This is a genomic window from Gordoniibacillus kamchatkensis (assembly GCF_000829455.1).
Classification (GTDB): domain Bacteria; phylum Bacillota; class Bacilli; order Paenibacillales; family NBRC-103111; genus Gordoniibacillus; species Gordoniibacillus kamchatkensis.
Map to the genome: position 1 here is coordinate 67,939 of NZ_JXAK01000037.1, position 7,186 is coordinate 75,124.

Consider the following 7,186-nt stretch of genomic DNA (forward strand, 5'->3'; position numbering starts at 1 on the left):
TGCCCGTGTAGGCTCCAAACCATGCAATTATGAGCTGTGTCCCGCGCCGTGTTTATACCAACTTATTTTATCGGAATTAGTATAATTGTCAATACGGTTGTTTCGACGATTTCCCGGGAAATTCGGGCAGCATGTCCGGGCAGCTTCGACATTTTCGCGCATGTCTGCGGCATGAACTGTCACGGGACTGCGGGTAGCCATGCCGGCAAGCACAATTTTCAGTGCCGGTGGCCGGCGCAGCGGCTATCGTATGTTTCGCCTTCGGCGCTTGGCCGACTTGCAGGCGGGCAGCGCTATGCCATAGGCTGAATAGCCGGACAGCAGTGTTTGTCTGGCGCATATACCAAAGTGCTGCGAGCCGCAACGAATTTCATTCGCTAATTTGCTTGTTCCGTGATGCTGTTTTGAGCGGATCTAACAATAAATTCGGTTAACGCCCGAGAATTGTATATGCAGCGTCAAAGATTCGTTAATTGCGTACACCGATGCGTTAACCGGCGTCGTACGCCTTTTCCTTCTCAATTACCGCCTCCATCGTCTCTGAATAAAGAACTTGGGTTTTAAACAGCCAGGCTTTGAAGCAGTTAGGCAGCCATGAGGTCTGAAATGACAAAACCATAACGTCATCGCAACCAAATTGAGAGATCGGATCTCGAAAATTAAGCCCATAATCCGAAAGCGCAGCTCTTCGCTGAAAACGCGACCGCGATTAGCGGAATCTTTTTATCGCCGTCCAGCCTGTCCATCATTTCGTTTCGGACTCAGTAACGCCGCCCGTATCGGTCAAAAAAATGCTCACGAAGGTTAAGATTTTGCCTTACAACCGAATGGAAAATATTGCATCATTAACATTGAATCAAAAAATATGTAGCAAAGGCGGGATTTGGGAATGCGGAATTTTTTCCGGCGCAAAATGATTACGCTTTCAATTGCGGCAAGCCTCGTGTTAGGCACGATCGGCTTGCCGCCATGGCAAGGTGTGGCTCATGCCGCAGCGCAAGGAACGGTCTACTACATCGACTCGGTTGGCGGAAACGACGCCAACAGCGGCCAGAGCGAGTCGCAGGCATGGAAAACGTTAAGCAAAGTAAACAACAAGACGTTCCAACCGGGGGACAAAATTTTATTCAAGGCAGGAGGCGTCTGGAACGGCCAGCTGTGGCCGAAAGGCTCGGGAACGGATGGCAGCCCGATTGTCATCGACCAGTATGGCGCGGGCAGCAAGCCGGCGATTCATGGCGGGGGGAATAATTTTACGAACACGATTTACAACTCGACGACGACCTACAATACCGGAACGGTGCTGCTGAAAAACCAGGAATACTGGGAAATCAACAATTTGGAAGTGACGAACGACGACGATTTTACCGTCGAGAATAACGATCCGAACGCGCTGAGAGCGGGAATTTTCTTCGTCATCGATTCCAACCAGAGCGACCGGGTATTTAACCACATTTACATTCGCGATTGCTACATCCACGATATCGACGGCTACAATAACGCCGGGTCGAAGGAAAACGGCGGCATTTTCGGCGTCATCAAGGGTACGAGCGCAACGAGCCAGGCGACGGTCGCGCGCTTTAACGATGTGCGCATCGAAAACAACACGATCCGCAAAGTGGACCGGGTCGCCATACGTGTGGCAGCGCACGCCAACTACGTGAACGACGACTCGTTTTCTACTACCGCAACGAGAAAATACGGCAATTGGAACACAAATTTCTATGTCGGAAACAACACGATGGAAGACGTCGGCGGGGACGGCATTATTTTGCGCGATACGGATGGGGCTGTTGTCGAGCATAACGTATTGAACAAGTTCGGCACCCGGGTGGCGGGTTCCAATGCGATTGCCGGCATCTGGCTGGCCGTTGCCAAAAACACCACGCTGCAGTACAACGAAGTGTCGGGCGGTCCGGCGTACAACCAGGACGGGTGCGCGTTTGATTTTGACGAATACTTGACCAACACGGTGTACCAGTACAACTACAGCCATGACAACCCGATGGGACAAATGCTGCTGATGGGCACGAACGAGAACGACGTGATGCGTTACAACGTCAGCCAGAACGACGGGGCGGCGTTCCGGCATTTCGCCTTCGACGAGAAAACGCCGGCTTACATTTACAACAACGTTTTTTATTACGACGGCGCCAAATTTAAAGTGAGCCTCGACGAAACGAAAAACGGCTACAATTTGTCGAACAACATTTTCTACAATATGAATCCTTCCGTCGCAACGGATTGGGGCACGTTCAATTGGGGGCAGGTGGCATTCAGCAACAACCTGTTTTACGAAGCGGGGGGCGTTCATTCCGCTGCCGAACCGAAGGATCCGCGCAAAGTGACGGCTAATCCCGGATTCGTGAATCCCGGGGGCGCAGGCATTGGGTTGGCGACAGCCTATGCCTATGAACTGAAGGCGGATTCGCCGGCGATCGACGCCGGGCTTGCCATGGCTGGCAACGGCGGCAAAGACTACGAAGGCAACCCGCTGTACAATGTCTTGCCGGACATCGGCGCTTTTGAATACCAAGGAGATACTTCCCAGGTCAATCATCAGCCGCTCGCTCAGGATGCGCGCTACAGCGTGACAGAAGGCAGCCAAGTAAGCGGCACGCTCGGAGCAACCGATCCGGATGGCGATCCGCTGCAATATTCCATTGTGAACGGTCCCGCAAGCGGCACGGTTCAGCTGACGAACAGCAGCACCGGGGAATTCGTATATACCGCGAATTTTGGCGTATGGGGCAGCGACAGCTTCACTTTCAAGGTGTCCGACGGCAAGCTCGACTCGGCTGCAGGCACGGTAACTATCGATATTTCGCCGGCAAATTTGGTGCGGATCGGCGCTGCGGAGGACGCTTTCGTGCGGGACGGCACTTACGCCAAAACCAACTATGGAGCCGGCGCCACGCTTGACGTGAAGGCGGACGCCACAAGCTACGCCCGGCAGGCTTATATCAAATTCGATATGTCGTCGTTCGGCGGGTCGGTCGCCAATGCCAAGGTGACGCTCGTCCCGACTTCCGTCGCCAAGGTAGGCGTCACGAATGAAGCCCATCCCGTCAGCGACAACAGTTGGAAGGAATCGACGCTGACCTGGAACAATAAGCCAAGTGCGGGCGCAATGTTCGCCAGTTGGTCCGTTCCCGCGGCCGGCACGCCCGTGAAGTTCGATGTAACGAATCAAGCGAAGGCGGCGCTGGCGGCCGGCAAAATTTTATCGCTGCAAATCATCACTTCGCAGGCGGACTACGGGTCCAATTCGTTAGTCTCTTATGCTTCCAAAGAAAATGCGACGGCAAGCTACAGGCCGGTTATCGAAATTCAGCCTGTCATCACCAAGCCGGTGGCGGCCGGATCAGAGCTGACTACGCCGCAAGATACGGTAGTGAGCGGGACTCTGAGCGCAAGCGATGCGAACGGCGCTCCGCTTACGTACAGCATCGTCATAAATGGCGCGAAAGGAACGGCGGCCATTACGAACGCGGCCACCGGCGCATTTACGTATACGCCGATCCCCGGAGCTACCGGCCCGGATACGTTCACGTTCAAGGCAAGCAACGGCTATGCCGATTCGGATGCCGCCACGGTAACCGTGCATATTCGCGACACGATCCCGCCGGTGACGGCGGATGACGCGAAGAGCGAATGGCAAAACGCCGCGCAGACGGTTCATCTGGCGGCAACGGATGCCGGAAGCGGCGTTGCTCACACGTACTATAGCCTGGACGGCAGCCCGTTCGCGGAAGGAACTGCGGTGACCGTCAGCAGCGAAGGCGCGCACGAGTTTAAGTATTATAGCGTCGATAACGAGGGCAACGAGGAGACAGCGAAATCGGCGGCGGTCAAAATCGATATGACCGGTCCGTCGATAACGCCGACCGTTACGATGGCCGTTTACCAAACGGATGCGGCAACGATCGCGTTCGACGTCCAAGACGGCTTGAGCGGCGTTGCGGGCATGTCGTTCGAATTGGACGGCAAATCGGTCCCATACCCGATAATGCTCGAGCCGCTTAAGCTGAGCGTCGGCCCTCATTCGATTCGGGCGAACGCATCCGATCGTGCGGGCAACGTAACGACGCGCGATTTTACATTGAACGTGATGATGGACATCGGCCATTTGCCGCAGTTGCTGCAATCCGGTGCGGGGAAAGGCTGGATTTCGGACAGCGGCGTACTGAACAGCCTTATGGCTAAAGCGAATCATCTCGGGCAAAAGCAGGGCGGCATCAGGAACGGGTTGAACGCTTTGGAGAACGAAGTGCAGGCGCAAGCCGGCAAACACATACAGGCCTCGTTCGCGAATGTGCTTCTGAGCGATATTGCGTATTTGAAGCAGCTTTATTTAGAGTAGCTGGCGAGGCGCGAGACGACCGGCTGAAAATCCCAGACGATCTCCGACTTCGCCTGGCGGCTTCGCACTTCCGGCTCTTCCAGCAGCAGAAAGAAGTTTTTTGTCGGCAAGTAGCCTAATCCGTGCTTCTCGCACAGTTTATCCAAGTACGGCCGCATGCTGTCGTGATTGCCGGACATATTGTCACCTTGCTGCGAGAAGGCGTACAAACCGCTTGCGACCGGCAGCCGTTTGACGCGGAACCGGGCCGACACGGTCAGGAAAAAGTCCCAGTCCCAGTAATGAAACATATCGACGTCAAACGGCCCGATCGCATCGTGCACGGAGCGGCGATACAGACAGCCGGAAGCGACGAAAGTGGAAAACCGCTTCATCGCTTCCCGGTCGTACTCATACGCGAACAGAAAGCGGCTCACGGGGATGCGCGTTCCGTTTTCATACCGATAGTCGAACATTTCCACGTCGGTATACACCAGGTCGCAGTCCTCAATTGCCGCCATCATGCGCTGAATATGTCCGGGCACGATGAGATCGTCGTCGTCGCAAAGCATGACGAACTCTCCGCTCGCCTGCGCCAGTCCGGCGTTGCGGGCGTGCACGTGCATCACGTTCGTCTCCATATTGACGATGCGAACGTCTAGCTCGGGGTACAGCGCGCATACATCGTCCACAGACTCGCCCGCGTCGTTGACGACGATCACTTCCAGCTTTTCGTAGCGCTGGCGCAGCAGCGCCTCCAGCAGCTCGGCGAGCGGGCCGGGGCGGTTATGCGTAGGGATTATGACGGATACGGTCGGCATCGCAGCGGCTTCCATCAGCTCAGTCCCTCCCATTCGGCATAAAACCGATCCAAGTAAGCTTCCATAAATCGGTGCCGCTCCTCGGCCATCCGCCGTCCGTAATCGGTGTTCATCAAATCTTTCAGCTTGAGCAGCTTCTCGTAAAAATGGTTGATCGCCGTATCGTTACCGCTCCGATATTCCGCTTCCGTCATCCGCTCGCGCGGCATAACCGACGGATCGTGGATCGGCCGATTTTTTGCGCCGGAGTAAGCGAATACGCGCGAAATGCCGACAGCCCCGATCGCATCGAGCCGGTCGGCGTCCTGCACGACCTTGCCTTCAAGCGTGCGCATCGGCGGCCGCGAGCCGCCCTTGAACGACATCGTGGCGATGATCTCCAGCACGTGCGCCGCGGTTTCCGGGCCAACGCCGCTTGCCGCAAGCCACGCTTCCAGCTCCCGCTGCGCCGCAGCAGGATCGGCGTTCAGCTTGTCGTCGGCCATGTCGTGCAGCAGCGCAGTCAGCTCGCATACGAAGCCGTCGGCGCCTTCCTCGCGGGCAATCGTCCGCACCGTGCGCACGACGCGGTGGATATGCCACCAGTCGTGGCCCGAGCTTTCGTGCGCCAGCTTGGCGCGCACCCCACGCTTCGGCGGCGGCGAGAATGCTCGCCTGATCTGGTCGCCGCCCGAATCGGCGGCGGGATTATGGGACATAGGGTGGTTCCTCCTGGAATGAGAACGAATTCGGCTGATGCCGTTCAATCTTCTAATGATTGATTGTAAGCCCAAAGCCTCTGGAGAACAAGACGCTGCAGCCGCATGATATATTCCCGGCTTCTGCCGGAGACCGGCCAAGCCAATGAAGCCCTTATGGTGCTTCTAGCGCCTGTTGATGATGCTCGGGGCTCGCTGAGGCCGCGTCAAGTCCCTGCCGAGGGTGCTCATGTGCTTGCCGAGGTTGCATCACGTCCCTGCGCAGGCAGCCTCATGCCCTCTGCCGCGGCCGCGTCATGTCCCTGCCGATGGACCGGATTGCCACTTCGAAGTACCCGATAAGACCATGATCTTTAATCAAAGTCAAAGAGGACGTTCATTTAGAACCAAACGGCGAATAACGCCGGTTAGAGCCCCAACGTGCGCAAATAAAGTCATTTGTTCTCTGTACATGGAATACCTATTCTCTAATCACTTATTTCCGCGAAATTGGCTGTTGACAGCGTCTTGAGAGGCGTTAATCAGCGAACACGTTCGTTATTCGGCAAGTTCGGCCTATTCCGTCGCTGTACCGCACGATATGTAACGCGGCGGATCCCGAGGAGAAGCGCTGTGTCGCGGCGGCCGATTCTTATCAAAAGGAATGGATTTCGTGCAGCAGGGAGACGGCGGGTTCCTGACACGTGCCCACTCACTGGAGTTCATCCAGTCTTTTAGCCCCAAAACCGCCTGCCGAGGGTGAACTTGAAAGTTTCCATTGCAAAAACTCCACTTCCCGCGCCAAATTACCCACATATTGGAAATCCCACTGCATAAAATGCAATGGAACGGTTGAATTCATTCGACCACAATAGTTATCACAGCGAGTCGAGCCCGACGAGATGAGATGCTCACGCGGTTGCCGAGCCTGACGAGACGCGATGCGTTTGCGGTTGCATATACTCGGTGAAGAGGAATCCCACTGACGCCGTCCAAACGAATGCACCCGTTTACCGCAGCAGACTCAGCCGATCATAGCGCGGCTTATCCTTTCCGACCCGGCCAAAAGGCCGCCGCACCGCCGCTGCCGGCCGCCAAAGCAAAAAAGCCGCGCGCGGCGGGCGGCGGCCCTTTTTTCTAAAAGCTACCAAGCTACGAGCTCATCTCGCTGCCTTTGTATTCATGCTTCGATTCGTACAGCTTCAGGTCGGCCCGTCTCAACAGTTCGACCGCATCTTCGCCGTCGGCGGGATATATGGCAGCGCCGATGCTGGCCGAGGCGTTAAATACGTATTCCCCGACTCGCCACGCTTCGGCCAGCACTTTCTCGATGCGCGCCGTCACGG

4 protein-coding genes are annotated in these 7,186 nt (G+C 56.0%); 1 reads left to right on the forward strand and 3 read right to left on the reverse strand.

Going from position 1 to position 7,186, the window contains the following annotated elements; translation table 11 throughout:
- The first annotated feature begins 889 nt into the window (after window positions 1–889).
- Window positions 890–4,363, forward strand: coding sequence for a CBM96 family carbohydrate-binding protein (locus tag SD70_RS37075; RefSeq protein ID WP_052487682.1), 3,474 nt, complete (start codon window positions 890–892; stop codon window positions 4,361–4,363).
- Here the strand turns inward: SD70_RS37075 and SD70_RS20105 are convergent.
- The 3 genes from SD70_RS20105 to SD70_RS20115 form a co-directional block, all read right to left on the reverse strand.
- Window positions 4,351–5,178 (reverse strand): glycosyltransferase family 2 protein, encoded by an 828-nt coding sequence (locus SD70_RS20105; RefSeq protein WP_231571334.1) that lies wholly within the window; start codon window positions 5,176–5,178, stop codon window positions 4,351–4,353. The two genes, SD70_RS37075 and SD70_RS20105, sit on opposite strands and share 13 nt — an antisense overlap.
- The gene (locus SD70_RS20110; RefSeq protein WP_082053514.1) at window positions 5,178–5,861 is read right to left on the reverse strand and encodes an HD domain-containing protein; all 684 of its coding nucleotides are present in this window, start codon (window positions 5,859–5,861) and stop codon (window positions 5,178–5,180) included. The genes SD70_RS20105 and SD70_RS20110 overlap by 1 nt, the downstream gene beginning before the upstream one ends.
- Window positions 5,862–6,992: 1,131 nt before the next feature.
- The coding region (locus SD70_RS20115; RefSeq protein WP_197081093.1) for a diguanylate cyclase domain-containing protein at window positions 6,993–7,186 on the reverse strand (194 nt) is incomplete at its 5' end.

Coding starts and splice junctions, on each gene's coding strand:
- SD70_RS20110 (WP_082053514.1), bottom strand. CDS start 5,861: ATGTCCCATAATCCCGCCGCCGATTCGGGCGGCGACCAGATCAGGCGA.
- SD70_RS20105 (WP_231571334.1), bottom strand. CDS start 5,178: ATGGAAGCCGCTGCGATGCCGACCGTATCCGTCATAATCCCTACGCAT.
- SD70_RS37075 (WP_052487682.1), top strand. CDS start 890: ATGCGGAATTTTTTCCGGCGCAAAATGATTACGCTTTCAATTGCGGCA.